The organism is Bacillus sp. F2HM (assembly GCF_019266135.1).
In the GTDB taxonomy this organism is placed as follows: domain Bacteria; phylum Bacillota; class Bacilli; order Bacillales; family Bacillaceae; genus Bacillus; species Bacillus safensis.
On the sequence record NZ_LRMO01000011.1, the window covers coordinates 179,517 to 204,515 of the forward strand.

At 42.4% G+C, this 24,999-nt stretch carries 25 protein-coding genes and 2 other annotated features; of the genes, 21 read left to right on the forward strand and 4 right to left on the reverse strand.

What is annotated here, in order from left to right; genetic code table 11:
- The 5 genes from dnaI (at nucleotide 1) to AWT60_RS07915 (ending at nucleotide 5,886) form a co-directional block, all read left to right on the forward strand.
- Nucleotides 1-930: a primosomal protein DnaI gene (gene dnaI / locus AWT60_RS07895; protein WP_034279671.1), complete on the forward strand. Its 930-nt coding sequence runs from the start codon at nucleotides 1-3 to the stop codon at nucleotides 928-930.
- 33 nt (nucleotides 931-963) lie between these two features.
- Nucleotides 964-1,602, forward strand: coding sequence for a TVP38/TMEM64 family protein (locus AWT60_RS07900; RefSeq protein ID WP_034280725.1), 639 nt, complete (start codon nucleotides 964-966; stop codon nucleotides 1,600-1,602).
- Nucleotides 1,603-1,662: 60 nt separating this feature from the next.
- A complete protein-coding gene (gene ytxC, locus AWT60_RS07905; protein ID WP_041107203.1) occupies nucleotides 1,663-2,532 on the forward strand; it encodes a putative sporulation protein YtxC in 870 nt (289 codons plus the stop codon).
- A gap of 43 nt (nucleotides 2,533-2,575) precedes the next feature.
- Nucleotides 2,576-2,823: a binding site (T-box leader), on the forward strand.
- 45 nt (nucleotides 2,824-2,868) lie between these two features.
- A complete protein-coding gene (gene thrS, locus AWT60_RS07910; protein WP_024426134.1) occupies nucleotides 2,869-4,809 on the forward strand; it encodes a threonine--tRNA ligase in 1,941 nt (646 codons plus the stop codon).
- 156 nt (nucleotides 4,810-4,965) lie between these two features.
- On the forward strand, nucleotides 4,966-5,886 hold the full coding sequence (locus tag AWT60_RS07915) for a methyl-accepting chemotaxis protein (RefSeq protein ID WP_076840310.1): 921 nt from the start codon (nucleotides 4,966-4,968) through the stop codon (nucleotides 5,884-5,886).
- 52 nt (nucleotides 5,887-5,938) lie between these two features.
- Here AWT60_RS07915 and AWT60_RS07920 read toward each other — a convergent pair whose 3' ends face one another.
- Nucleotides 5,939-6,718, reverse strand: a complete 780-nt coding sequence (locus AWT60_RS07920) for an HAD family hydrolase (protein ID WP_076840311.1) — start codon at nucleotides 6,716-6,718, stop codon at nucleotides 5,939-5,941.
- Between the two features lie 176 nt (nucleotides 6,719-6,894).
- On the opposite strand from AWT60_RS07920, the gene AWT60_RS07925 reads away from it, so the two are divergent.
- From AWT60_RS07925 to AWT60_RS07960, 8 genes are all read left to right on the forward strand, one after another.
- Nucleotides 6,895-8,652: a sensor histidine kinase gene (locus AWT60_RS07925; protein ID WP_076840312.1), complete on the forward strand. Its 1,758-nt coding sequence runs from the start codon at nucleotides 6,895-6,897 to the stop codon at nucleotides 8,650-8,652.
- On the forward strand, nucleotides 8,649-9,386 hold the full coding sequence (locus AWT60_RS07930; protein ID WP_076840313.1) for a LytR/AlgR family response regulator transcription factor: 738 nt from the start codon (nucleotides 8,649-8,651) through the stop codon (nucleotides 9,384-9,386). Before AWT60_RS07925 ends, AWT60_RS07930 begins: the two co-directional genes overlap by 4 nt.
- Before the next feature lie 137 nt (nucleotides 9,387-9,523).
- Nucleotides 9,524-9,967 carry an antiholin-like murein hydrolase modulator LrgA gene (gene lrgA / locus AWT60_RS07935; RefSeq protein WP_041107196.1) on the forward strand — a complete coding sequence of 148 codons (444 nt, stop codon included), beginning with the start codon at nucleotides 9,524-9,526 and terminating at the stop codon, nucleotides 9,965-9,967.
- A gap of 14 nt (nucleotides 9,968-9,981) precedes the next feature.
- A complete protein-coding gene (gene lrgB, locus AWT60_RS07940) occupies nucleotides 9,982-10,677 on the forward strand; it encodes an antiholin-like protein LrgB (RefSeq protein WP_024425719.1) in 696 nt (231 codons plus the stop codon).
- A gap of 128 nt (nucleotides 10,678-10,805) precedes the next feature.
- Nucleotides 10,806-10,937 (forward strand) — a sequence feature (ribosomal protein L20 leader region).
- Nucleotides 10,938-11,008: 71 nt separating this feature from the next.
- Nucleotides 11,009-11,524, forward strand: coding sequence for a translation initiation factor IF-3 (infC, locus tag AWT60_RS07945; protein ID WP_024425720.1), 516 nt, complete (start codon nucleotides 11,009-11,011; stop codon nucleotides 11,522-11,524).
- Nucleotides 11,525-11,548: 24 nt separating this feature from the next.
- On the forward strand, nucleotides 11,549-11,749 hold the full coding sequence (gene rpmI, locus AWT60_RS07950; protein ID WP_003216324.1) for a 50S ribosomal protein L35: 201 nt from the start codon (nucleotides 11,549-11,551) through the stop codon (nucleotides 11,747-11,749).
- Between the two features lie 31 nt (nucleotides 11,750-11,780).
- Nucleotides 11,781-12,140 (forward strand): 50S ribosomal protein L20, encoded by a 360-nt coding sequence (gene rplT / locus AWT60_RS07955; RefSeq protein ID WP_007501659.1) that lies wholly within the window; start codon nucleotides 11,781-11,783, stop codon nucleotides 12,138-12,140.
- 63 nt (nucleotides 12,141-12,203) lie between these two features.
- A complete protein-coding gene (locus tag AWT60_RS07960) occupies nucleotides 12,204-12,470 on the forward strand; it encodes a DUF1294 domain-containing protein (RefSeq protein ID WP_034279690.1) in 267 nt (88 codons plus the stop codon).
- Nucleotides 12,471-12,487: 17 nt separating this feature from the next.
- On the opposite strand, the gene AWT60_RS07965 is transcribed toward AWT60_RS07960, so the two are convergent.
- Complete coding sequence (locus AWT60_RS07965; RefSeq protein WP_024426127.1) at nucleotides 12,488-12,892, reverse strand: hypothetical protein; 405 nt, start codon at nucleotides 12,890-12,892, stop codon at nucleotides 12,488-12,490.
- Nucleotides 12,893-13,071: 179 nt separating this feature from the next.
- Between AWT60_RS07965 and AWT60_RS07970 the strand changes: the two genes are divergently transcribed.
- Nucleotides 13,072-14,160: a M42 family metallopeptidase gene (locus tag AWT60_RS07970; RefSeq protein ID WP_024425723.1), complete on the forward strand. Its 1,089-nt coding sequence runs from the start codon at nucleotides 13,072-13,074 to the stop codon at nucleotides 14,158-14,160.
- A 346-nt stretch (nucleotides 14,161-14,506) separates the two neighbouring features.
- Entirely contained in the window at nucleotides 14,507-16,303 is a 1,797-nt protein-coding gene (cstA, locus tag AWT60_RS07975; RefSeq protein ID WP_041086552.1) for a carbon starvation protein CstA, read from the forward strand.
- A gap of 42 nt (nucleotides 16,304-16,345) precedes the next feature.
- Here the strand turns inward: cstA and sspI are convergent, their stop codons facing one another.
- Complete coding sequence (sspI, locus tag AWT60_RS07980; protein ID WP_024425725.1) at nucleotides 16,346-16,567, reverse strand: small acid-soluble spore protein SspI; 222 nt, start codon at nucleotides 16,565-16,567, stop codon at nucleotides 16,346-16,348.
- A 113-nt stretch (nucleotides 16,568-16,680) separates the two neighbouring features.
- Here sspI and AWT60_RS07985 point away from each other — a divergent pair, with 113 nt between their 5' ends.
- From AWT60_RS07985 to pheT, 3 genes are all read left to right on the forward strand, one after another.
- Nucleotides 16,681-17,424, forward strand: coding sequence for a TrmH family RNA methyltransferase (locus tag AWT60_RS07985; protein ID WP_076840314.1), 744 nt, complete (start codon nucleotides 16,681-16,683; stop codon nucleotides 17,422-17,424).
- A gap of 376 nt (nucleotides 17,425-17,800) precedes the next feature.
- The gene (pheS, locus tag AWT60_RS07990) at nucleotides 17,801-18,835 is read left to right on the forward strand and encodes a phenylalanine--tRNA ligase subunit alpha (RefSeq protein ID WP_076840315.1); all 1,035 of its coding nucleotides are present in this window, start codon (nucleotides 17,801-17,803) and stop codon (nucleotides 18,833-18,835) included.
- Between the two features lie 15 nt (nucleotides 18,836-18,850).
- Nucleotides 18,851-21,265 (forward strand): phenylalanine--tRNA ligase subunit beta, encoded by a 2,415-nt coding sequence (gene pheT / locus AWT60_RS07995; protein ID WP_218677105.1) that lies wholly within the window; start codon nucleotides 18,851-18,853, stop codon nucleotides 21,263-21,265.
- Between the two features lie 37 nt (nucleotides 21,266-21,302).
- On the opposite strand, the gene rnhC is transcribed toward pheT, so the two are convergent.
- Entirely contained in the window at nucleotides 21,303-22,226 is a 924-nt protein-coding gene (gene rnhC / locus AWT60_RS08000; RefSeq protein WP_076840317.1) for a ribonuclease HIII, read from the reverse strand.
- 134 nt (nucleotides 22,227-22,360) lie between these two features.
- Between rnhC and zapA the strand changes: the two genes are divergently transcribed.
- The 3 genes from zapA (at nucleotide 22,361) to polX (ending at nucleotide 24,986) form a co-directional block, all read left to right on the forward strand.
- A complete protein-coding gene (gene zapA, locus AWT60_RS08005) occupies nucleotides 22,361-22,618 on the forward strand; it encodes a cell division protein ZapA (RefSeq protein WP_012010831.1) in 258 nt (85 codons plus the stop codon).
- A 7-nt stretch (nucleotides 22,619-22,625) separates the two neighbouring features.
- Nucleotides 22,626-23,159 (forward strand): CvpA family protein, encoded by a 534-nt coding sequence (locus AWT60_RS08010; protein WP_024423226.1) that lies wholly within the window; start codon nucleotides 22,626-22,628, stop codon nucleotides 23,157-23,159.
- A 114-nt stretch (nucleotides 23,160-23,273) separates the two neighbouring features.
- On the forward strand, nucleotides 23,274-24,986 hold the full coding sequence (gene polX, locus AWT60_RS08015; RefSeq protein ID WP_218677106.1) for a DNA polymerase/3'-5' exonuclease PolX: 1,713 nt from the start codon (nucleotides 23,274-23,276) through the stop codon (nucleotides 24,984-24,986).
- Nucleotides 24,987-24,999: the final 13 nt, after the last annotated feature.

A 24,999-nucleotide genomic window follows, 5' to 3' on the forward strand; every position in this document is an offset into this window, starting at 1 on the left:
ATGAAACCGATCGGTCGTTCATTTGAACAGCTAAAAGGACGAGTAGATTTTCGCGTGAGATACAATCAGATTAAAGAAAGTGTGTTGTCTGATGAAGATGTGAAGGCCTTTTTACAGAAGCATCAAGAAGAGATACATGAAGACATGATCAATCGCAGCTTGAACCGGCTCTTTGAATATGTGCAGCAGTCGAAGGGCTGCTCTTACTGCTTAGATGACGAAAACGTCAATGCCATTTTAGATGGGTATCACCCGAAGCTTGTGATCAAAGGTCAGAGTATTGATATTGAATATTCCCCTTGCCTGGTCAAGCTGCGGCTCGATAGACAGAAGAAACAGCAAGAACTGATGAAAAGCATGTATATTCCGCAAAATGTCCTTCAAGCGACGTTCGCTGATCTGAACGTTGTGGGAAGACAAGAGGTTATTCAAAAAGTAGGTCAATTCCTCCAAAGCTATGATGAGACTGGAAAAGGAAAAGGCTTGTATTTACACGGAAAGTTTGGAGTAGGAAAAACGTATATACTAGCAGCTATTGCGCAGCAGCTAGCGGAGAAAGAATACCCATCTCTCCTTGTTTACGTGCCTGAATTTGTAAGAGAGTTAAAAAATTCATTAGCTGATCATACGCTAGAAGAAAAGCTGAATATGGTTAAATCCACTCCTATTTTAATGCTTGATGATATTGGGGCAGAATCGATGACAAGCTGGGTGCGGGATGAACTGCTCGGTACGATCTTACAATACCGTATGGCAGAGCAGCTGCCGACATTTTTCTCTTCTAATTTCTCACCAAACGAGCTGAAGCATCACTTTACGTACTCACAGCGGGGGGAAAAAGAAGAGGTCAAAGCCGCTCGTTTAATGGAACGGATTCTCTATTTAGCAGAGCCTGTCTTGCTCGAAGGAGAAAACCGCCGTCATTTATAAAAGCGTATGTCACCTGAAGGAGGAGCAAATGAAATGAACAAAAGAAAATGGCTGCTTTTTCTTGTGATTGGCATTCTTGCTGCTGCGCTGTGGTGGCTGAATAAACAGCATCTTCAGCTGGCGCCGAAAGATGTGAAGAATTGGGTGCTTCAATTTGGGATGCTGGCTCCTTTTGTTTTTCTTTTCCTATCTCTTTTCCGCCCGTTTGTTCTCGTCCCGATTACGGTCTTTTCTTTGGCGGCAGGTTTGGCATTCGGCAGTGTCCTTGGGACGATTTATGCCCTCATTGGAGCGACAGCCGGGGCAACAGGCTCTTTCATGATTGCTTCAACCTTTCGTGCAAAAAAGAAGGAAACGGAATCAAACAGCCGGAAGCTGAAAGCGGTGACGTCCCGCATACAGGAGCATGGATTTCTTTATATTTTGTTATTGCGTATTGCACCGATTCACTTTGATTTTGTCAGCTATGCGGCAGCTGCTTCACGTGCAAATTATCGTGCATTTGTGGCAGCCACCTTTTTAGGCTTAATACCGGGTACAATTGCGTTAAATGTTCTCGGCTCAAGCTTTGTCAGCGGCAATTATGCTGCCTTAGCGGTTGTTTGTTTGATTTATTTGATCTTTATCTCTGTTCCACTCATTTTAAAAAGAAAGATGCCTGATTTATTTTAGGCGTCTATTTTTTATGTTCCCCCCATATATATGTAACAGATGTCGTTAGGGGGGACAAACATGCTTGAAATAATCTTTGAAGATGAATATGATACCGCCGCTTTTTTACATCTTGCTGAACACTTGGACAGTCGGCATCACATGTCAATTCAACAAGGGAAAGACCGGCTTCTCATAGAGGCGAAGGAATCCGAAGAAGCACTTGAGCACATTGTGCGGCCATTATTGGTTCACTTTTTTTTGGAATGCAAAGAAAATGAGCGCATGCGCAGCATCCTTGAAAACACCTATTTGTTTAAAGATCCCGAAGAGCAGCACCAAATTCTTTCCATCGCACACAGTATCATGAATGGGGACTTAGATGATATTCCCGGCATTCAGCAAGACCCGTCAAGAGAAGCCCTTTTAAAAAAGGAGCTTGAGGCGATTTCTTTACAGCAAGGTGTTTTTTCAATTGGTTCATTTATGACATTTAGGCTGTCAGAGTATGACCGAAGGCTGAAGAACTATGTTGAAGTGTCCATTGAAGAATACAAAATGGAGCAGGAGTATCAAAATTTCATTCAATCGCTTCGAGACTATGTGATGGCAAGAGAGCCTAGGCTCGAAAAAGTACATGTTGTGCATCAGGACCGCCTGGTGATTTGGGAATTTCGCTACGCTTCTGACCGTGATCAAAAACAATACATAGACAGACAGTTTGTAAGAGAGCATCCAATGTATATTGATTCGCAGCTGATTGCACCGCTTGTTTCCATTGCACCGCAAAAAATTGACCTATTTACAAATGATACAGGTCACTCGATGGTGCAAACCATTCAAAATATTTTTCAAGAAAGAGTTGAGGTGTTCCCGTCTCATTCATTCCAAGAGCAGAATGTTCAATTTGTACATGCTCATTTCAACAAGAAAAGTGAAAAGCTTTCTTGATTTTCACGAAAAAACGTTTTATAATACGGTGTAACTTCATACAGAGACCGTATTGATAAGGACATGAACAAATGAACACCCGCTTAAAGAGAGGGAAGCCGCGGCTGAAAGCTTCCTAGCAGAGGACCATTTGCTTTACCACCTTTGAACATCAGCTGTGAACTTTTTAGTAATGGCTGACGGGAATTCCCGTTATCGAAACACAAGCCGTATTTGCTTATGAAAAAGCAAGCTGCAAGTACGGGAAAAAGGGTGGAACCACGATTCCGTTTATTCAACCTCGTCCCTTTCCAGGGGGCGGGGTTTTTATATTGCCAAAAAAAGGAGTGACCAGAGATGTCAGAACAAATTCAACTTACATTTCCAGATGGAGCAGTCAAGGAGTTTGACAAAACAGCTACAACAGAAGACATCGCGGCATCAATTAGCCCGGGCCTAAAGAAAAAAGCACTTGCCGGTAAATTGAACGGTAAAGAAATAGATCTACGTACGCCGCTATTAGAAAGTGGAACAATCGAGATCATCACAGATAAAAGTGAAGAAGCACTCGATATTATGCGCCACAGCACAGCACATTTGCTAGCGCAGGCGATCAAACGCCTGTATGGAAAAGAGCATCACGTTCAGTTTGGCGTAGGTCCTGTCATCGAAAATGGTTTCTACTACGATGTGGATATTGATGTTGCCATCACACCTGAAGACTTACCAAAGATTGAAAAAGAAATGAAGAAAATCATTAACAGCAATCTGCCAATTGAGCGAATTGAAGTATCAAGAGAAGAAGCGAAAAAACGCTTTGAAGCGATTGGTGATGAATTGAAGCTTGAACTGTTAGAGGCGATTCCAGAAGGTGAAGCTGTGACGATTTATGAGCAGGGTGAATTCTTTGACCTCTGCCGCGGGATTCACTTGCCGTCTACAGGGAAAATCAAAGAGTTTAAACTGTTAAGCCTTGCCGGTGCATACTGGAGAGGTGACAGTAACAACCAAATGCTTCAGCGTATTTACGGAACAGCTTTCTTCAGCAAAGAAGATTTAAATGAGCACTTACGTCTGCTGGAAGAAGCGAAAGAACGCGATCACCGTAAGCTTGGAAAAGAGCTGAAACTGTTTGCGAATTCCCAAAAGGTTGGTCAAGGTCTTCCGCTTTGGCTGCCAAAAGGCGCTACAATCCGCCGCGTCATTGAGCGTTACATTGTCGATAAAGAAGTGCGTCTTGGCTATGAACATGTGTACACACCAGTTCTTGCGAGTGTTGAATTGTATAAAACATCAGGACACTGGGCGCATTATCAAGAAGACATGTTCCCAGTAATGGAAATGGACAACGAAGATCTTGTTCTTCGTCCGATGAACTGTCCGCATCATATGATGATTTACAAAAACGAGCCGCACAGCTATCGCGAATTGCCAATTCGTATTGCAGAGCTTGGTACAATGCACCGCTATGAAATGTCAGGTGCTTTATCCGGCCTTCAGCGTGTTCGCGGTATGACATTAAACGATGCACACATCTTTGTTCGTCCAGATCAAATCAAAGACGAGTTCATCCGTACAGTTCGCTTAATTGAAGAAGTGTATCAAGACTTTGGCTTGAATGACTACACATTCCGCTTATCTTATCGTGATCCAGAAGATACTGAGAAGTATTTCGATGACGATGCGATGTGGAATAAAGCACAATCGATGCTGAAGGATGCAATGGACGAGCTTGGTCACGACTACTATGAAGCAGAAGGCGAAGCGGCATTTTATGGGCCGAAGCTTGATGTACAAGTGAAGACAGCTCTTGGAAAAGAAGAGACATTATCCACTGTACAGCTTGATTTCTTACTTCCAGAACGCTTTGATCTCACATATATCGGAGAAGATGGAAAGCACCATCGTCCAGTCGTCATTCATAGAGGCGTTGTTTCTACAATGGAACGCTTTGTTGCCTTCTTAATTGAAGAGTACAAAGGAGCCCTTCCAACATGGCTGGCACCTGTACAATTCCAAGTCATCCCAGTTTCACCGTCTGTTCATTTAGACTATGCGAAAAAAGTACAAGAACGTTTGCAGCTTGAAGGTCTTCGTGTAGAGCTTGACAGCCGCGATGAAAAAATTGGGTACAAAATTAGAGAAGCGCAAATGCAAAAGATTCCGTACATGCTTGTCGTCGGAGATCAAGAAGCAGAAAATGGCGCTGTCAATGTAAGAAAATACGGGGAACAAGATTCAGAAACAATGGATCTTGAAGCCTTTGTGAAACATGCAGTAGCAGAAGCAAAGAAATAATAAGCAAAGCCAGTGATTCTCTTTAGGTCACTGGCTTTTTCTTTTTGGAGAACACCTCCACTAGTGATCCAATTCCTCAAAAGAGACGTTTAGATAGTACAAAAGTAAGGGTAAGTATGTACTATTGGTTCGAGACAAATTGGGGGAATGAAAGCGATGATGCAAACAACAAACAATTTATCGTCACATGTATTGAAGCAATCAGCTGTTCTTCGTGCATTAGAGCACTCGCTGGCAATGATTGAATTTAATGTGACAGGTGAAGTTCTATGGGTGAACGATATTTTTGCAAAAGCCATGGGATATTCTAAAGAAGAGATGATCGGTCTTAAACATAGACAGTTCTGTCCTCCGCATATTACCGAACACACGAGCTATCACATGTTTTGGAAGCGTTTGAGAGAAGGTCAAGTCTTTCAGGAAAAAGTGCAGCGGATCACAAAAAACGGCAGCACCTTATGGCTTGAAGCGACATATTCACCTGTTCAAGATGAAGAAGGAACTGTAGTGGGTGTTGTGAAAGTGGCAACAGATATTACGGAGAGAGAACATACAATGAAGCAAGTCGTAGAAGACTTAAAGGAGATGTCTGCAAAATTAATGGAACGAGCAGAAGTTGGCATTCAGCATAGTCAAAGTGTCAATGCCTCCTTTGATCATATAGCAAACGAAACCGATCAAAATATGAGCTTGCTAAAAGGATTAACCGAGCAGGTAGAGTCCATCAGCTCCATTGCTGCAAGCATTAACAGCATTTCTTCACAAACCCAGCTGCTCGCCTTAAATGCGGCAATAGAAGCGGCACATGCGGGTTCCTATGGAAATGGCTTTAGTGTAGTGGCAGCAGAAATTCGAAAGCTAGCGACAAATTCAAAAGAAGCGATCGTCAAGGTAGATCAATATGTGAAGGCGATCCATGCAGAAGTAGAGAAAGTCAGCAGCGGAACAAGCCGGGCAAAGACAACCGTGTTTACTAACCGGGATCTTGTAAAGCAGGCAAGTGAGGAATTCATTATTGTAGGAGAAGCAGCACGCGGCTTAGACCGGCAAGCGCAAAGTCTAGCGGCAATCATTTAGCTCTAAGAATACAAAAACACCCAATCTCGTCAGGAGAAGGGTGTTTTTTGTTCTATTTTAATATATCAAACAATTCATGTAAGTCTTTGATTTCGTAATCAGGCATCACATCTGTTTCATTTTTCTTGTCATGGCGATTGATCCAAACCGTTTGGATACCAACGCGAGATGCGCCGAGAATATCTGTTTTTGGATTATCTCCAACCATGATCACTTCGTCTTTTGTTAAGTTTAACAGCTCAAGGCAATGCTCAAAGATACCAGGATCGGGTTTGCCTTTTCCATAATCTCCTGAAATCACAATTTCGTTAAAATAAGGGGCAAGCTCAGGAACACCTGCCAGTTTTTCCTTTTGAAGGCTAGGATCTCCGTTTGTTAAAAGGAGCAATTCGTAGCTGCCTTTCAGGCGGTTTAAAACAGGGTATGTTTCTTCATAGACATATGGGCGTTTTCTGCGTTCTGCTGCAAAGAAATCAGCCAAATATTGTCCAAATGCCTCATCGTCAATTCCCGCTGTCTTTAAGCCGTTGGTCCAAGCGTTTTTACGATACTCTGGTGCAATGGCGTTCAGCTTCTGAAAGCCTTCGCTAATCGGTTCACTAAAATTGGACCATAGTCCTTCGAAAGGATTAATGCCGATCATGACAGTATAATCATATGTTTCATAGGAAGAGTACAGCTTTCTAGCTTCTTCACGTACAATCTGTTCAAACGATTCTGGATCAAGTCCATATTTCTTTTCCGCTTCCCGGCAAGTTTCCTGAAAAGTTGTGTGAATGCTTTTTTCGTCCCAAAGCAAAGTATCATCTAAATCGAAAAATACGGCTTTCATGATCTTCTCCCTTGTTATGTATGTGTTACCTTCAATTGCAAGTGTCAGGCTCATGTTCATTTTACAATAGAAGAAGGGGGCGATAAAGAAAAGATTTGAGAGATCTTTGATCATTGACCGCACATGATAGAATAGAAAGACAGTAGATATGACATACATCATTCGAGGTGGCTGGTTTGCTTCATTTAATTATTATGATGATTGAGCGTGTGGGGATCATCGTTATTTTAGGATTTGTGCTTGCTCATGTGAAGGGCTTTCGCAATCTATTGCTACATAATCAAGGGTTTCGGAAAAAGGCAATCCTTGTCTTCATTTTTGCTTCTTTTAGTATTATCAGCAATTACACAGGAATTGAAATCCAACAGCAAATTGTCATGAATCATGAGTTTTCTTATCATCTTGGCTCGTCAAGCTCTATCGCCAATACGAGAATTATGGGGATCGAAATAGGTGGTTTGATCGGGGGGCCGTTTGTAGGGATTGGCGCAGGGCTTTTAGCTGGAATTCATCGCTATTCCCTAGGAGGAAGCACGGCGCTCAGCTGTGCGATTTCTTCCATTTTAGCGGGTGTCATTGCAGGCTATGTCGGCAGCAGATTTAAGCGGAGGAATCGAATGGTCACACCTCGCCAAGCAGCTCTTTTTGGTGTGGCGATGGAATCATTACAGATGATCATTATCCTTCTGTTTGCAAAGCCATTTGCGGATGCATGGGGGCTTGTCAGTATCATCGCTTTGCCGATGATCTTTGTGAATGGAATCGGCAGCTTTATCTTTTTATCTATTTTACAGTCAGTCATTCGGCAAGAAGAGCAGGCAAAAGCGATGCAGACACATCGTGTATTTTCGATCGCCGATCAAACACTGCCTTTTTTCCGCCAAGGGTTAAATGAACAGTCATGTAAAAGTGTGGCGGAGATCATTCATCGGTTGACTGAAACAGATGCGGTCTCCTTAACAGACACAGAAAAGATTTTAGCGCATGTCGGAGATGGAACAGATCATCATATTCCATCTAAAAGCCTAATTACAGGGCTGTCGAAACAAGTATTGATGAGCGGCAAGATTATGAAGGCACATTCGAAGGACGAAATCAATTGTTCAGTCGCCCATTGCCCTCTTGAAGCCGCAATCGTGCTGCCGCTCACTTCTAACGGCCAAACGATTGGAACGTTAAAAATGTATTTCAATTCTCCGGTCGGATTAAGCAGGGTGGAAGAGGAGCTTGCAGAAGGTTTGGCGATGCTGTTTTCCACACAGCTTGAGCTTGGGGAGGCGGAAACGCAAAGCCGCCTGCTAAAAGATGCAGAGATCAAAGCACTTCAAGCACAAGTGAACCCGCACTTTTTATTTAACGCCATTAATACCATCTCTGTTTTATGCAGAACCAATGTGGAGATGGCAAGGAAGCTGCTGCTGCAGCTAAGTATTTATTTTCGTTCAAATATGCAAGGTGCCCGCCAGCTGCTGATTCCAATGCATAAAGAAATTCAGCATGTGGAGGCATATTTATCACTTGAACAAGCAAGGTTTCCAAATAAGTACCATGTGACCTTTCAAATTGAAAAGGAGCTGGAGCAGGTGATGATTCCGCCCTTTGTGCTTCAGGTGCTTGTTGAAAATGCAGTGAGACATGCTTTTCCTAAACATCAAACGAATTGTGAAGTCATCGTATCCGCTTTGATGAAAGATGGGCATGTTTATATGAAAGTGACAGATAATGGACAGGGGATTGAAGATGATAAGATGGCTCAGCTATTAAAAGCGCCTGTCGAATCACTAGAAGGAACTGGGACAGCCCTTTTTAATTTAGATCAGCGGTTAAGAGGAATTTTTGGCAGACAAGCCGCTTTATCCATTCATAGTGACCAAGGCACTGACATCTCATTTCGCATTCCGATGGACTATGTAAAAAAGGATGATTCTCATTGATGAAGGTATTAATCGTAGATGATGAAGTGTTAGCAAGAGATGAATTAAAATACTTATTACGAAGAACGAAAGAGGATGTTCAAATAGAGGAAGCAGAAAATATAGAATCTGCTTTTGACCGGATGGTCGACCATAAGCCGGATCTGCTCTTTTTAGACATTGATTTATCTGGTGAGAACGGATTTGATATTGCCAAAAGGCTCAACCGGATGTCTGATCCGCCAGCGGTTGTATTTGCGACAGCCTTTGATCAATATGCGCTGAAGGCGTTTGAGGTAAGTGCGCTTGATTACTTAACAAAACCAATTGATGAAGAGCGGCTGCTCCAGACCATCCAGAAGTTTAAAAAATGGAAATCTGTTGAGACGCAAGAGCACCAGCTGTCAGATGAGAAAGCGCCCCACCAGCAAAAATTAGCGATCTCAGTCGATGACTCAATTGTGATCCTGCAAATTGAAGAGATCATGTATGTAGGACTCAGCGAGGGGAAAAAGGTCGTGAAAACAAAGCATCATATGTATGAGGTCTCAGAACCGCTTGTGGTCATTGAAAAGAAACTTCCTGAGGCTTACTTTATGAGGGTCCATCGCAGCTATATCGTGAATACCTCTCATATGAAAGAAGTACAGCCGTGGTTTAATTCGACGTATAATCTGCATATGACAGACGGGTCCATCATTCCTGTCAGCCGTACATATGCGAAAGAATTAAAGAAGTCGCTCCTGCTAGAGTAGGAGGGCTTTTTTTGTTTGTATTTCAATACTCGTTTTTTGCATTTCAGTCATTGAATCCAGCGAGTTTCATTGTAAACGCTTCATTTGTTTATTTCATGGCTTATACTGATGGCAGTCGAAGAAAGAGGTGAAGGGGCATGAGTGCCACGAAAGTATATGGGTTTCTATCTCAAGCATTTATTTTTGCAACCGTAATGTTCGTTTCTAATCTCATTTCAATGTATTTACCGATTCCGATGCCCGCATCCGTCATTGGTTTGGTTCTATTATTTGTTTTGTTAACAACGAAAATCGTCAAACTAGAGCAGGTGGAGCAATTAGGTACATCATTGACAGGACTCATTAGCTTTCTGTTTGTTCCCTCTGGGATATCAGTTATTCAATCATTAGGTGTCATGCAAGAAGTGGGTGTGCAAGTCGTCGGTGTCATTATCATTGCAACCATTATGCTACTTGCAGCGACAGGGCTGTTTTCGCAGCTTCTCATGCAATTATCAGAAAGACCGCAGAAACGTAAAGAGACAAAGGAGAGTCAATCTGCTCCTTCTCATTCAAATAAACCAGCTTCAAGTACGCATTAAAGGAGAGATGCAAAATGGGTACAAGTACGATGAGCCCTTATTTTGGCATTGTTGTCTCATTGGTCGCTTTTGGAATAGGGACATTCTTATTTAAAAAATCAAAAGGCTTCTTCTTGTTCACCCCGCTGTTTGTGGCGATGGTACTAGGCATTTTATTTTTGAAAGTTGGCGGTTTTTCCTACGCAGATTATAATGAGGGCGGCAAGATTATCAAATTTTTCTTAGAGCCTGCCACGATTGCTTTCGCTATCCCGCTTTATAAGCAGAGAGCTTTGCTTAAAAAATATTGGTGGCAAATTTTATCTGCTATTTTTGTAGGTTCACTTTGTTCTATTACGATCGTATATCTCGTAGCAAAAGGAATTCATTTAGATGCGGCTGTGATGAAAAGCATGCTTCCACAAGCAGCGACAACAGCGATTGCTCTTCCAATTGCAAAGGATATTGGCGGAATCGCAGATATCACAGCCTTTGCGGTCATATTTAATGCTGTCATTGTCTATGCACTAGGTGCTTTCTTCTTAAAATTGTTTCGCATTAAAAACCCAGTGGCAAAAGGTCTTGCACTTGGTACATCAGGACATGCGCTTGGGGTTTCTGTTGGAATTGAGATGGGAGAAGTAGAAGCAGCGATGGCAAGTATCGCCGTTGTAGTCGTAGGAGTTGTGACCGTTATCGTCATCCCAATCTTTATGCAGTTGATTCTTTGATGGCGTCATGGTGTGAAAAAGTCTTGCCCAATTCGTCTCATCATGTTAAACTGAAAAAGTTGTTTCAAGAGTTCGGTTACTTGACGGACAAATGAAAATTGTGTAGAATAGTTAACGAATTGAATAGATATCACAAGCAGAAGCACCCGCTTCTCACCTGATTGACACATGTTTGTAGTTGACAGGTTGACCGTACATTTATTTTTTCATGCAAATGTTCGCAGTGTGGGTGTTTTATATGCCCACACTTTTTGTTTGCCTGTAAAACATACAACGAAATGGTCAAAATGAATTGTGAACTCAATTCAAAATCTCATGGAGGTGGCTCACTATTAGCAAAGATCAATTAGTTAATGAAGGTATTCGTGCGCGTGAAGTTCGTTTGATCGGACAAAATGGCGATCAGCTTGGGATTAAAACCCGCCAGGAAGCTCTGGAAATTGCTGCTAAAGCTAATCTTGACCTTGTGTTAGTTGCTGCAAATGCAAAACCACCTGTTTGCCGAATCATGGACTATGGTAAGTTCCGATTCGAACAGCAGAAGAAGGAAAAAGAGGCACGTAAGAATCAAAAAATCATTAGCTTAAAAGAAGTTCGGTTGAGCCCGACAATCGATGAACATGATTTTAACACGAAGCTCCGTAATGCAATCAAATTCCTTGAAAAGGGAGATAAAGTGAAAGCTTCTATCCGCTTTAAAGGCCGTGCGATTACGCATAAAGAAATCGGACAGCGCGTGTTAGACCGTTTCTCTGAAGCTTGCGCTGAAGTAGCAACAGTAGAAACAAAACCTAAGATGGACGGACGCAGCATGTTCCTCATGCTTGCACCAAAAGTCGAAAAGTAAAGTAACAGAGGGAGGAAACATCCAATGCCAAAAATGAAAACTCACCGCGGATCTGCTAAACGTTTCAAAAAAACAGGTTCTGGTAAACTTAAACGTTCTCATGCGTACACAAGTCACTTGTTCGCTAACAAATCTACAAAGCAAAAACGTAAATTGCGTAAGAGCGCAATCGTAAGTGCTGGAGATTTCAAACGTATCAAACAACAACTTGCAAACATCAAGTAATTTGGAATAGGAATCATAGGAGGGAATTACAATGCCAAGAGTAAAAGGCGGAACTGTGTCGCGTCAGCGTCGTAAAAAGGTTCTTAAATTAGCAAAAGGTTATTTCGGTTCAAAACATAGATTATACAAAGTAGCAAACCAACAGGTGATGAAATCTGGAAACTACGCTTTCCGTGACCGTCGTCAGAAAAAACGTGACTTCCGTAAACTATGGATCACTCGTATCAACGCTGCAGCTCGTATGAACGGTCTTTCTTACAGCCGTTTAATGCATGGCTTAAAGCTTTCTGGTATCGAAGTAAACCGCAAAATGCTTGCTGACCTTGCTGTGAATGACCTAAATGCATTCAATCAGCTTGCTGATGCTGCAAAAGCACAACTAGACAAGTAAGTTTTATAAAAGATCATTCCTTCGAGGGGTGATCTTTTTTTCTCATCATGTGAGGTGAAATGAATGAATATGGCTTTGATCCTGCTGCTTATTTTGGTGAATGGCTACGGCTTTTTTCTCATGGGTGAAGACAAACGCCGGGCCAAAGCACATAAATGGAGAATTTCAGAGGCACATTTATGGAGTGCTGCGGTTCTTTTTGGCGCTGCCGGATCGTATCTAGGAATGCAGTATTTCCGGCATAAAACAAAGCATCCCGCCTTTCAAATCGGCATGCCTTTATTAATTATTTTGCAGTTGATCCTATTGGGATATATCCAAGTTATTTGAAAAAGGAGCAGACGCCATTAAGACGGCGTGTCTGCTCCTTTTTTTTGTTTGATTTTTTTGATGGGCTGATCCCAATCAATTTTTGTTTGAGGATAACGCTCGATAATGTTTTCCTCCAGTTTTTCAAAGTCTTCTAATGTAAATTCACTCAGCTTCTCAGGTGACTCCGTCCAAACGTAAATGGAGTGGACAAACAGAGGATGATCCTTAGAAGGAACATGCTTCTCCCCTTCAAACAAGACACCTTTATAGACGAAATTAAAATTTTTGCGCGCATTTTGCTGTTCGTCCATAAAATAAAAGCCTTCTTTTAATTGTGCTTGTTTCAGCTTTCTTCTCGGATTTGAGAAGAATTTTACCGCCATGTAGAAGATGTAGACAAGCAGTGCAACAAGAGCTAGTCTCATGAGGATTACAAACATGACAGGATGCACCTCCAATACCGTTATCTGATGTACTACGAATGAAAACGCCAAAAGGTTTCAACTTTTTTTAAAAAAATATTTCGTAAAACGAAAAAATATTCATAAAAAGATCGTATTGAACGAAAGAGGTTTTGTATAATAAGAATGCACCATGAAGATAAAGGAGGATAAATGGAATGACAAAGCTCGATCAAACATTAACTATGCTGAAAGACCTAACGGATGCAAAAGGGATTCCAGGAAATGAACGTGATGTCAAAAAAGTCATGCAGACATACATAGAATCATATGCAGATGAAGTCTCTACAGACCGCCTTGGCAGCTTGATCGCTAAAAAGGAAGGAAATGCTAACGGACCTAAAATTATGCTCGCAGGTCACTTAGATGAAGTAGGATTCATGGTGACAAAAATTGATGACAAAGGCTACATTCGTTTTCAAACAGTCGGCGGCTGGTGGTCACAGGTCATGCTCGCCCAGCGTGTCACCATTGTGACGAAAAAGGGAGAGATCACAGGGGTAATTGGTTCAAAGCCACCACACGTCTTGTCACCTGAAGCTCGTAAAAAGTCAATTGAGATTACGGATATGTTTATTGATATTGGGGCGTCAAGCAAAGAACAGGCAATGGAGTGGGGCGTGCTGCCTGGAGATCAAATCGTTCCTTACTTTGAATTTACAGTCATGAATGATGAAAAAATGCTCCTTGCAAAAGCATGGGACAACCGCATTGGCTGTGCAGTCGCCATTGATGTCATGAAAAATTTGCATAATGCTCAGCATGAGAATATTGCTTACAGCGTCGCAACTGTCCAAGAGGAAGTAGGCCTGCGCGGAGCTAAAACAGCAGCGGCTACGATTCAGCCTGATATTGGATTTGCCATTGATGTAGGTGTAGCAGGAGATACTCCGGGCATCACTGAGAAAGAAGCAACTAGCAAACTTGGCAAAGGCCCAACGATTGTTGTATTTGATGCTTCAATGGTCTCTCATAAAGGACTTCGTGATTTTGTTGTCCAAACAGCTGATGAGCTGAACATTCCTTATCAATATGACTCAATGCCTGGCGGCGGGACAGATGCTGGCGGTATTCATTTAACAGGTCATGGAGTTCCATCACTATCTATCGGGATTCCGAGCAGATATATTCATACCCATGCCGCAATGATTCACCGAGATGATTATGAAAATGCAGTGAAGCTTTTAACAGAAGTGATCAAAAGACTTGATCAAAAAACCGTTGAACAGATTACGTACGGTTCTTAAGTAAGAAAGCCTTTCCTCAGTACAGGGGAAAGGCTTTTTTTAATGAATTTCCCAGGAAATGAACGGTGTTTTCAAGGTGAGTCAAAAGAACTATTTTTGGTAAAAGGAGAGTGTATTTCCTAGTGAATAAGGCACATGTGATCGAGCGTTTATTTTTGTAAGATGAAAGCAATAAAAAGGACAGAGCCATAGAATGCCCTGTCAAAAGAGAGTTTATGGAAGTAGGTGAAGCTACCTTAAGAATAAACATATTATTCTTATTTGTCAACTTGGTTTTAAAAGAAAGAAAAATCAATCAATTTATGTTATATTTGTAACAAATTGTTTATACAAAGGGGATGGTTAAATGAATGCGGTTACAATTGTAATAGGATCTATGTGTATTTTAGCGATTGCCTATCGTCTTTATGGCACATTTATGATGGTCAAGGTATTAAAGGTCACAGATGATCATCCTACACCGGCTCACACGCTAGAGGACGGGAAAGATTATGTGCCGACAAATAAATGGGTTACATTTGGGCATCACTTTGCTGCGATTGCAGCTGCTGGTCCGTTAGTGGGTCCGATTTTAGCCGCTCAATTTGGATATTTACCTGGTCTCCTTTGGCTTTTAATTGGTGCAGTCATAGGCGGAGCTGTACATGATCTAGTCGTCTTATTTGCGTCGATGCGAAAAAAGGGGAAATCATTATCAGAGGTAGCGAAGGAAGAGCTGGGACCTGTTGCTGGTTTTTGTACAGGGCTTGCGATGCTGTTTATTATTACCATCACAATGGCAGGTTTGTCTATGGTTGTGCTTCATGCTTTAGAACGTAACCCTTGGGGGACATTTGCAGTTGGAATCACGATTCCGATTGCAATGGGGGTTGGTCTGTATTATAAAAAAACAGGCAATTTAAAGCTGGCGACATCTGCAGGATTTATTTTGCTGATGTTCGGTGTATTCCTTGGGCCAAATATTCAAGGAACGGCACTAGGTGATTTTTTAACACTTGATACAAAAACGCTTGCTCTTGCCCTGCCGATCTATGCCTTTTTTGCTGCGGCTCTGCCAGTTTGGCTGCTGCTTGCACCGAGGGACTATTTAAGTAGTTTTATGAAAATTGGTGTATTCATTGCGCTGATTGCTGGAATCTTTGTCGTGAATCCGTCCATTCAATTCCCGGCGTTTACAGAGTTTGTGAATGGAGGAGGACCTGTATTAGCTGGTCCTGTCTGGCCATTTATTTCGATTACCATTGCTTGCGGTGCGATCTCTGGTTTCCACGCATTTGTTGGTTCTGGGACAACGCCTAAGATGCTGGACCGCTGGAGTGATATGAAGCCTGTTGCGTTTGGCGCAATGCTTGTGGAATGCTTAGTTGGGATTATGGCTTTAATTGCGGCTACGGCCCTGCATCCAGGAGATTATTTTGCGATAAACAGTACACCAGAAGTGTTCCGAACACTCGGTATGAGTGTCGAAAACCTTCCACAGCTGAGTAAGGAAATCGGCCTTGACTTAGAAGGAAGAACGGGTGGTGCCGTGACATTGGCGGTAGGGATGGCGTATATCTTTACGGGGATTCCGTTCTTTAGTCATTTGGCTTCTTACTTCTTCCAGTTCGTCATTATGTTTGAGGCTGTCTTTATTTTAACTGCTATTGATGCGGGGACACGTGTGGCACGCTACTTGATTCAAGACTTCTTAGGTGAAGCATATAAACCGCTTAAACGAACTGACTGGGTACCTGGTTCGGTGTTTGCAAGTGCGCTTGCTTGTTTTATGTGGGGATACTTACTTTATTCAGGAGACATCGGGTCTATTTGGGCGCTGTTTGGGGTTTCAAATCAGTTAATGGCCTCGGTTGGTTTAATCATTGGGGCAACCGTTGTATTAAAAATTGCAGATAAAAGGCGATATATGCTGACTTGTTTAATTCCGCTTGCTTACTTATATGTGACGGTGAATTATGCAGGCTATTGGATGGTAGCGAATGTATATCTCAATCCTGAAGCATCCGGTTACAGCGTGCTGAATGCGGTGCTTTCGATCATTATGCTGATCTTAGGATTTGTGATTATTGTGTTTGCGATGAAAAAATGGGTTGAAATCTGGCGTGATCCAGCGCTTCGAATGGAAACGCCTATCACTGGCTAAATGAAAAAGGCCGGCTTGCTTTTATAAGCAAACCGGCTTCTTTTATTGCTGCTGCTGAGGCTTTAAGCCTTGTTCTAATGTTTCAAGGATCTCATTTTTCTCGTTTTCTGATGCTTCTTGCCATAGCACTTCGAACAACACGCCAAGGCCTGGCAACATTTTTTCCTCGCCACTTTGAATAGCATCTAAAATCGTATGCTCAAGCTGTTCTTGATTATGGCCAGTAATGTTTTGAATGACTGCGCCTCTTAAATTAAAATCCATTGCCCACACTCCTTTTTTGATGGTAATAGCCCTATTCTGTCTCAAAGACAGGTTTATTATGTAGTGTGCATGAGATATAATAAATTCATGATAATTAAAGGAGTTAACGTCGCTTGAAATATATAGAATCAGCTAAAAACACAAACATTAAACAGTGGAAGAAGCTCCATACGAAAAAAGAACGAACGAAAACGGGGCTGTTTCTCGTTGAGGGAATACATTTAGTCGAAGAAGCATTAAAGAGCGGGATCGTGAAGGAATTAATGGTCACCTCGCCCGATATGCTTCCTTCTCATATCCAGCCAGACATTGAGCTTTATGAACTGAGCGAAGAGGCCTTTTCTGCCATGACAGAAACAGAAACGCCTCAGCACATTGCCGCAGTCTGTACAGTTCCTGTTTTTGAAGAAAAGAAGGTTGAACGGCTTCTTTTATTAGACGCAGTACAGGACCCGGGGAATTTAGGCACACTCATTCGAACAGCAGATGCCGCTGGCCTTGATGCCGTGATCGTAGGAGAAGGAACAGTTGATGCGTTTAACGGAAAAACGCTCCGTTCGGCACAAGGGTCTCATTTTCACCTGCCTATCTTAAAGCAAACTCTTCAACAGGCGATCACGGAGCTGAAAGAACGAGGCATACCTGTATACGGAAGTGCCTTAAAAGATGCGAAAGAGTATAAAAACGTAACGGCAGAAGGTCCGTTTGCATTAATTGTTGGAAATGAAGGGGCTGGTATTGACCCAGAGATTCTGCAAATGACAGACCAAAATTTATATGTACCAATGTATGGGCAGGCAGAATCATTAAATGTAGCTGTTGCAGCCGCTGTTCTTGTTTATCATTTGCGTGGATAATGTTGCAACATGCGTTTATTTTCACTATAATAAAACTAATATTTTAAAAACCATGATAGAGGAAGATTGTTTCAAGAAGCGGCCTTTTAGGGAGAATGCATCGTAGACTGAAAGTGCATTTAAGGAATGCTGAAACAGGAATTCACCTCTGGAGTTGTCACCGGGACCGCAGGCTTTGCGTAAAGGTGGACCGGATTCGTTTGATTCCGTTATGTCAATGAAGCTTATTCGCACATGCATTTGTGCTTAACAAGGGTGGTACCGCGACCACAACTCGTCCCTTCTTTTATGGAGGAACGAGTTTTTTTATTGTCTTCAAACGACCAAACAGCCGTTTATCCGAGCGGTTTTGTATATCAAAAGGAGGATCACACTCATGCAAGAAACGTTAAAACAGCTTGAAACAGAGGCGATAGCGAAGGTTGAAGCAGCTAGCTCGCTCAAAGAGGTCAATGACATTCGTGTTCAATACTTAGGGAAAAAAGGACCGATTACAGAAGTACTTCGCGGAATGGGCAAGCTCTCCGCAGAAGAAAGACCGAAAATGGGTGCACTTGCAAACGAAGTAAGAGAGCAGATTGCTAGTGCCATTGCTGAAAAAAATGAACAGCTGGAAAAAGAAGAAGTGAAGAAAAAACTTGCTTCTCAAACGATCGATGTTACTTTGCCGGCAAGTCCAATCAAAATGGGGGCAAGACATCCATTAACGATAGTTGTCGAAGATATTGAAGATTTATTTATCGGAATGGGCTACACCGTTGAGGAAGGTCCTGAAGTGGAAACGGATTATTATAACTTTGAAGCATTGAATCTCCCAAAGGAGCATCCGGCACGTGATATGCAGGACAGCTTCTATATTACCGAAGATACACTGATGAGAACACAAACATCACCAGTACAAGCACGTACACTTGAGAAATATAAAGGACAAGGTCCTGTGAAGATCGTCTGTCCTGGTAAAGTATATAGACGTGACAGTGATGACGCGACTCATTCACATCAATTTATGCAAATTGAAGGGCTTGTCGTCGATCACAATATTAGCATGAGTGATCTAAAAGGAACGCTGGAGACAGTCGCAAGAAAAATGTTTGGGGAAGATCGTGAAATTAGACTGCGTCCAAGCTTTTTCCCTTTCACAGAACCATCTGTCGAAGTCGATGTGTCTTGCTTTAAATGCGGCGGGAAGGGCTGCTCTGTATGTAAAGGAACAGGCTGGATTGAGATTTTAGGTGCAGGAATGGTTCATCCGAATGTCCTGAAAATGAGCGGATTTGATCCAGAGACTTACCAAGGCTTTGCTTTTGGAATGGGTGTGGAACGGATCGCGATGCTGAAATACGGCATTGATGATATTCGCCATTTCTACACAAATGACATTAGATTCACAAAGCAATTCAAGCAGGACTAAGAGGAGGAAATCAACATGTTTGTTTCATATAAATGGTTAGAAGACTATGTCGATTTAGAAGGCATCAAGCCGGCTGAATTAGCAGAAAAAATCACAAGAAGCGGAATTGAAGTGGAAGCCGTTGAATATAAAGGCGAAGGCATCAAAGGAGTTGTCGTTGGACACGTCATTGAACGTGAACAGCATCCGAATGCGGATAAATTAAACAAATGTCTTGTTGATATCGGCGAAGACGCACCGGTGCAAATTATTTGCGGGGCTCCGAATGTGGAGAAAGGACAGTATGTGGCCGTCGCAACGGTTGGCGCAGTCCTTCCTGGCAACTTTAAAATTAAAAAAGCAAAACTGCGCGGTGAAGAGTCTCATGGCATGATTTGTTCTCTGCAAGAATTAGGCGTAGAGAGCAAGCTCGTACCAAAGGAATATGCAGAAGGGATTTTTGTTTTTCCGAATGACGTGAAACCAGGGGATGATGCTCTTCAAGCACTTCAATTAGATGATGCGGTACTTGAGCTTGGCTTAACACCAAACCGTGCCGATGCCCTGAATATGCTGGGTGTGGCTTATGAGGTTGCCGCCATTTTAGGAAGAGATATCAAGCTTCCTGATACAGCACATGACACTTCTTCCGAAAAAGCAGCAGACTATATTTCTGTTAAAATTGAGGATCAAGAAGCGAATCCACTTTATGCAGCAAAGATCATTAAAAATGTAAAGGTTGGACCAGCACCGCTTTGGATGCAAACAAGATTGATGAATGCAGGCATCCGTCCAATTAACAACGTTGTGGATATTACAAACTTTGTACTGCTTGAATACGGCCAGCCGCTTCATGCCTTTGATTATGACCGCTTTGGTTCAAAGCAGGTGGTCGTTCGTAAAGCGTCTGACAGCGAAATCATTCAAACACTCGATGAGCAAGAGCGTACATTGTCATCAAAGCATCTTGTCATCACGAATGGAACGAAAGCGCACGCGGTAGCAGGCGTCATGGGCGGCTTCGAATCAGAGGTACGGGATGAGACGACGACGATTCTTTTAGAAGCGGCATATTTCAACGGTCAAACAGTCCGTCAAGCATCTAGAGACTTAGGGCTTCGCAGTGAATCAAGCACACGATTTGAAAAAGGCCTCGATCCGCAGCGTACGAAACCGGCAGCAGAAAGAGCAGCTCAATTGATCAGCATGTATGCAGGCGGTGAAGTGCTAAGCGGTACAGTTGAGGAAAATCACCTTGAAGCAAGTATGAATGTCATCCACGTATCAACTGAGCGTGTGAACAAGGTGCTTGGAATGAGCATTTCAAAAGAAGATATGATTCAGATTTTCAACAAATTAGGCTTTACAGTGGGCGAATCAAATGATGTTCTTGTCGTAACAGTTCCTTCTCGCAGAATGGATATTACGATTGAAGAAGACCTCATTGAAGAAGTCGCAAGATTATACGGCTACGATAATATTCCATCTACACTGCCTGCGACAGCCGGCACTGTTGGCGGTCTCACCCCATACCAAGTAAAGCGCAGAAAGGTAAGACGTTTCTTAGAGGGCGCAGGACTTTCTCAAGCGATTACGTATTCATTGACAAATCAGCATAAGTCCACAGCTTTTGCCCTGCATCCAGCTTATGAAACGAGACTTTCTCTGCCAATGAGTGAGGAACGCAGTGTGTTAAGACAAAGTCTTCTGCCAAACTTACTTGATTCTGTAGCATATAACTTGGCAAGACAAGCTGATTCATTTGGATTTTATGAAACGGGCTCTGTTTTCTTAGCAGAAGCTGAAGGGGCAAAGCCAGTGGAAAAAGAACATGTCGCTGGTGCGCTGACAGGCTTATGGCATAAAAATCTTTGGCAGGGCGAGAAAAAAGCCGTCGATTTTTATGTAGCGAAAGGAATTGCTGAAGGATTGTTTGAAAAGCTTGGTGTGTCAGACCAAATCACATATGTTCAAGCAGAGCGTGAGGGTCTTCACCCAGGGCGAACAGCAGATGTTCACTTAAATGGTCAAGTCATTGGCTTTGTTGCCGCACTGCATCCAGTCGTTGAAAAAGAATTGGATTTAAAAGAAACGTATGTCTTCGAGTTTGATTTAACAGATGTGATGACATCTGAAACGAAGGATATGAAATATACAGCGATTACGAGATTCCCTGCTGTGACAAGAGATATCGCACTTGTTGTCGATCAGCATATCTCAAGCGGACAGCTGGAGCGTGTCATCTATGAAGCAGGCGGTCATCTACTCACAGACCTATCTGTATTTGATGTGTACGAAGGGGAACATATGGAAGAAGGCAAAAAATCTGTTGCATTCTCTCTTCAATATTTAAACCCTGAACAAACGTTGACCGAGGAAGAAGTCACCGCTGTTCACACAAAAGTTTTAAAAGCACTAGAAGATACGTATCAAGCCGTCTTACGCGGTTAAAGGAAAAAAGCTAGGGCCTCATGGGCTCTAGCTTTTTTTATAGCATTTTTTTCGCTTTTTGTGTGTTGGCAAAATGCAGCTTTGTAAATTGACGTAAAGCATCTTCACCATGCAGCTTGATGAGCTTGGCGGCGGCCTTATCTACATGAGGACCGGCCCCTTTTGGGATGTCAAAGCCTGCAGCCTGTGATAATTTGTCCATTTCAATTAAAAAGGCGTACCTTGCGATAATGGAAGCTGCAGCGACTGACAAATGGATGCCTTCTGCTTTTGTACTAAAATACGTCCGTTCCCGAATGATTTTTTTCCCGGCAAGATGCTTGAAATAAATGCCTGGTTCTGCAAATTGGTCAATCAAAATGGCTTCAGGCTGCTGTCCTTCCAGTTTTTCTAGCACAGAGGTGATGACTTGGTTATGAAGCAGTGCCTTCATTTTTCCTTGACTCATGCCCTTTTCCTGCATCGTATTGTACTTTTCATTTCGGAGAACGAGAAGGCTGAACGGAATGGTTTTGATGAGATCCTTGGCAATGTTGATAATTTGCGGGTCCTTTAATCCTTTTGAGTCTTTTACGCCAAGCTCTTTCATTAAAGCAAGCTGGCTGGCATCAACATAGGCCGCACAGACTGTGATCGGTCCGAAATAATCACCTGTACCTACTTCATCTGAACCGACGACCGACATGGAAGCAATGCCAGGCGGCGGACTGTATTTTGTGACAGCAGGTGATTTTTGACTTTTCGTATCAGCTGCTTGTAAATGGCTGAATTGACTGGCTTCAGCTTCTGCCTTTTGTCCTTGAAAGAGCACTTTTCCAGATCGATAAGCTGTAATCGTACAGCCAGGGACTTTTGCTTGAAAGAGGGCGCCTGGCGGCAAAGTGTCTGTTAAATGGTGCGCATACGCGCTCTTCATTTTTTTGAGGTCTTCTGATGTTGCTTTTAAAACGGATTGGGGCACAGTGGATAACTCCTTTTTACCTTGATATCATTGATTTCTAAAGTGTACCATAACAGGTAAGGGCTCGTCTTTCCATTCAATGTCTAAACATGTTATGATAGAGACTAGGATTCTCGTGGAATGGAGGAGAAACGTTGTCTGACGGCGGTAAAACGAAAACAACAGTTGAGATATACGGACAGTCCTATACGATCATCGGTCAAGAAACGAAGATGCATATGCGGCATGTTGCGTCAATTGTTGATGATAAAATGAGAGAAATAAATGAAAAAAATCCATACCTTGATATAAACAAATTAGCTGTACTGACAGCAGTCAATGTCGTCCACGACTACTTGAAATTAAAAGAGCAATACGAAAAATTAGAGATTCAGCTAAAAGAAAAGGAATGAAATTACCGTGATCGATATCATCATTTTGTTTTTGCTTCTTATGGGAACGCTTGTCGGTCTAAAACGCGGGTTTATTCTTCAATTTATTAAATTGATCAGCTTTGTTGTTTCTATATTAGTGGCTTCTATGTTTTATCAGTCACTGGCACCACAGCTTACGTGGATTCCGGCACCTAATTTTAGCGGCGGTCAACCGCAGCTCGCTTTCTTTAGCGGGAATCTAGAAACAGCTTATTATAACACCATTGCGTTTATCATTCTGTTTATCTTGACCAAAATCCTGCTCGCCATCATTGGCGGATTGCTCACAACCATTGCAAGTATACCTGTGATTAAACAGGTGAACAAACTGCTTGGCGGTGTTTTAGGATTTCTTGAAACCTATTTATTTGTGTTTATTCTATTGTTTGTCGCTGCATTACTTCCAGTAGATGCGCTGCAAACAATGATGAGCAAATCAATGTTAGCAGATGTGATCGTAAACAACACCCCTTACCTGTCCGGTCTTGTCAAAGACCTATGGTCGACGTATGGAGTTTAAAAACTTCTCCTTTCCTGGAGAAGTTTTTTCTCATTCCATGACAGAAAGTTGTAGGATGAAGGGAAAGTTTGTATATTTATATAGGAAGATGCCAAAGCGGCTGGAGGATGAGAGATGAATAAAAAAGATATTATCAAACTTCTTGAAACAATTGCAGTATATATGGAACTAAAAGGAGATAATCCTTTTAAAATTTCTGCCTTTCGTAAAGCAGCAGCGGCACTGGAACAAGACGACCGCAGCCTTTCTCAAATAGATGATCTATTAGCATTACCCGGCATTGGAAAAGGAACCTTTGCTGTGATCACAGAGTATATCGAAAAAGGACAATCAGAAACACTTGAACAATTAAAAAAGGAAGTGCCTGAAGGACTTGTCCCGCTCTTAAAATTACAAGGGCTTGGCGGGAAGAAGATTGCTAAGCTTTACCAAGAGCTTGGCGTCCATGATGCACAGTCATTAAAGGAAGCATGTGAAGCGGAAAAAGTACAAGCGCTTGCAGGCTTCGGTAAAAAAACAGAAGAAAAGATTCTCGCTGCTCTTGAGGAGGCCGGAAAGCAGCCAGAACGACTGCCAATTGGCTTTGCATTAGATGTGGCAGAGCGGATTGATCATGCGCTAGAACAGATGAAGGGTATTCTTCGTTTTTCTAGAGCTGGCAGTCTAAGACGTGCACGGAAAACCGTCAAAGATCTAGATTATATCATTGCAACCAGCGATCCTGAACAAGTCAGAGAGCAGCTCGTTGCACTTGATGATGTCAAAGACGTTATCGCAAGCGGTGATACGAAGGTATCTGTCATTCTTGCCCTTGATTTTGAGATCAGTGTAGACTTCCGGCTTGTGACAACAGACCAATTTGCCACAACGCTGCATCATTTCACCGGCTCAAAAGATCACAATATTCGCATGCGCCAGCTTGCGAAGGAACGCGGAGAGCGTATTAGTGAATATGGTGTGGAAACAATTGAAACTGGAGAAGTCAAAACGTTTGAAGACGAGGCCGCTTTTTATGCGCACTTTGAACTTCCGCTCATTCCGCCAGAAATTCGTGAAACCGGAGCGGAGATTGATACGTATAAAGAAAGTATGCAATTTGTAGAGTTAAAAGATATCAAAGGCGACCTTCATATGCACTCGACATGGAGTGACGGCGCATTTTCTATTCGCGAAATGGCAGAGGCATGTATCGCAAAAGGCTATGAATACATGGCGATTACAGACCACTCGCAATATTTAAAAGTAGCAAACGGTTTAACAAAAGAACGTTTACGTCTGCAAGCAAAAGAAATTGACAAGCTGAATCAAGAATTCGAGCATTTTCACATTTTCAAAGGGGTCGAAATGGATATTCTCCCGGATGGATCATTAGATTATGATGATGACTTTTTAGCAGACATGGATTTTGTCATTGCGTCTATCCATTCTAGCTTTTCTCAGCCGGAAGAAGTCATTATGGAGCGCCTTGAAAATGCCCTGCGGAATCAGCATGTGGATTTAATTGCACATCCAACAGGCCGTTTGATCGGCAGACGGGACGGCTATGCCTTAAATATAGATCAGCTCATAGAGCTTGCGAAAAAAACGGGAACTGCACTAGAGCTCAACAGCAACCCGTCAAGACTTGATTTAAAAGCAGAGCATTTAATAAAAGCAAACGAAGCAGGTGTGAACATCATGATCAATACAGATGCACACAATATCACCATGCTGGATCATATGGAAGTTGGTGTAACAGCTGCAAGAAAAGGCTGGACACCAAAAGCAAATGTCGTGAATACTTTTTCTCTAAGCGAGATCAAAAAGTTTTTAACGCGTGACAGGTAGTCGTTAGGAGGCT